This is a genomic window from Allomuricauda sp. XS_ASV26 (genome assembly GCF_041224615.1).
In the GTDB taxonomy this organism is placed as follows: Bacteria; Bacteroidota; Bacteroidia; order Flavobacteriales; family Flavobacteriaceae; genus Flagellimonas; species Flagellimonas alginolytica.
This window is the reverse complement of sequence record NZ_JBGFGK010000025.1, coordinates 1-243: the sequence shown is the minus strand read 5'-3', so window position 1 is coordinate 243 and position 243 is coordinate 1. Positions and strand designations below refer to the sequence as shown.

The window sequence follows — 243 nt, the reverse complement described above, 5'->3', positions numbered from 1 at the left end:
CTATCGTCCAAAGAGGACAGGTCCGCGGAAAAGCTCGTGCCGCCCTCGCTTACCGTTACCTCGTTGGTCCCGCCATCGAAGCTCACTCCCGTAATATCGTCATCGGCCACGCTGTCCACATAGGCCTTTGTGGCGGCATCGCTCGCAGCGGTCGGGGCACCAAGGCCCGTCAGTACTAGACCGTTCGCATCGTTCCCATCAGTCAGTACTTCCTCAATGTTCTGGATCTCGTTCGTATCCGAT

The 243-nt window shown here is 58.0% G+C and carries 1 protein-coding gene; it reads right to left on the bottom strand.

Annotated features, from left to right (window positions below; translation table 11 throughout):
• On the bottom strand, nt 1–243 hold a 243-nt coding region (locus AB9K32_RS00410; protein ID WP_369884049.1), incomplete at both ends, for a hypothetical protein.